At 78.3% G+C, this 1555-nt stretch carries 2 protein-coding genes; one reads left to right on the top strand and one right to left on the bottom strand.

The annotated features are described in order from the left end of the window. Positions 1 to 994, top strand: a 994-nt coding sequence (locus tag ABD317_RS36760; protein ID WP_486389034.1) for an NsdA family TPR-like regulatory protein, incomplete at its 5' end; no start/stop codon positions are given. 152 nt (positions 995 to 1146) lie between these two features. Here ABD317_RS36760 and ABD317_RS36755 read toward each other — a convergent pair. Next, positions 1147 to 1555 (bottom strand): FAD-dependent oxidoreductase (locus tag ABD317_RS36755; protein ID WP_344296384.1); only part of this gene is annotated, 409 nt, incomplete at its 5' end.

The following is a 1555-nucleotide window of genomic DNA, read 5'->3' as shown; positions in this document are numbered from 1 at the left end:
CCCGCAGCCCGGCGGCCCCGGTGGCGGCGCCGCCGGGCGCGGCGACCCGGGGCCGGGCTGGGGCGGGCCGGGGGCCCGGGCGCCCGGCCAGCGGGTCACCCAGGGCGACATCGGGGCGATGCGGTCCGTCGCGGAGATGTTCCGGGCGCTGGACAACGCGTACGGCGGCGGGCACGCCCGGCAGGCCCTCGTGCGGTACCTGGAGCACGAGGTCGAGCCGATGCTGCGCGGCACGTACAACGAGGCCACGGGGCGCCGGCTGTTCTCCGCCGCCGCGGACCTGACCCGGCTGGCGGGCTGGACCTCGTACGACATCGCCGCGCACGGGCTCGCCCAGCGGTACTTCGTCCAGGCGCTGCGCCTGGCGCAGGCGTCGGGCGACCGCGCGTACGGCAGCTACGTGCTGGTCACGATGAGCCGCCAGGCCGTCTACCTGGGGCACGGCCGGGAGGCCGTGCAACTGGCCCGGGTCGCCCAGCAGGGCGTCGGCGGGGGCGTGCCCCCGGTGGTGCAGGCGCTGCTGCACGCCGCGGAGGCGCGCGGGCACGGGCTGCTGGGCGAGGTGCGGGCGTGCACGACGTCGCTGGCGCGGGCGGAGCGGGCGCTGGAGTCGGCGCGGCCGGGGGAGGAGGCGCCGCACTGGGCGCGGTTCTTCGACGAGGCGCAGCTGGCGGACGAGTTCGGGCACTGCCACCGCGACCTCCAGCAGTACCGGGCGGCGGCGCAGCACGCCGAGCGCTCGCTGCAGCTGCGCGCGGCGGGGTTCGCGCGCAGCCGGGTGTTCTGCCGGCTCGTGCTGGCCGCGGCCCGGCTGGGTCTTGGCGAGGTGGAGCAGGCGTGTGTGCTGGGCGCGGAGGCGGCGCAGCAGGCGGCGGAGATGCGGTCGGCGCGGGCGGCGGAGTACGTGCGCGACTTCGAACGCCGTCTGGAGCCGTACCGCGACGCACCTCCGGTGCGGGTGTACCGGGAGCGGGTCGCGGCGCTGGCGGTGTGAGGCCCGGCGCGGCCTCGCGGTCGGCGGCGGGACGCGGGGTGCTCTCGGTACGGAGCGGTGCTCGTGCGGGGAGAGCGCCGCTCTCCCCGCACGAGCACCGCTCCCCTCAAGCGGCTGCCCCGGGTGGGAGCGCTGGCGGAGAACCGTTCCTGCTAGGCGAGCGCCGGGACCGCGGCGGTTTCCGTGGCCGGGGTCAGGCCGAAGTCGCGGAGCAGCGCGCGGGCCGCGCGGCGGCCGGAGTACAGGGCGCCCTGGGGGCCGCTCGTGTCGCGGTGGTCGCCGCACACGTAGAGGCCGCACAGCACCCGTACCGGACGGCGCAGGTCGTGCGGCGCCGGCATCGCCGGGACCGCCTCCGGATCGTGGTGTGCCGCCACCAGCTCCCAGTCGAACGCCGACGTCCCGTACAGCTCGCTCAGCTGCCGCCGCGCCGACTTGTCCAGCACCCGCGCCGGCCGCCCCGAGTCCTCGCCCAGCACCACCGAGCTGACCAGCGCCCGCCCCCGCGGCGCCCGCGAGGTGTCCGCGCCGCTGACCACCGCCGTGTGCGACACCGGCCCG

Source organism: Streptomyces synnematoformans, assembly GCF_039531005.1.
Classification (GTDB): Bacteria; Actinomycetota; Actinomycetes; order Streptomycetales; family Streptomycetaceae; genus Streptomyces; species Streptomyces synnematoformans.
Note: the sequence above shows the minus strand (reverse complement) of the source record. Positions and strands in the feature narration are given on the sequence as shown.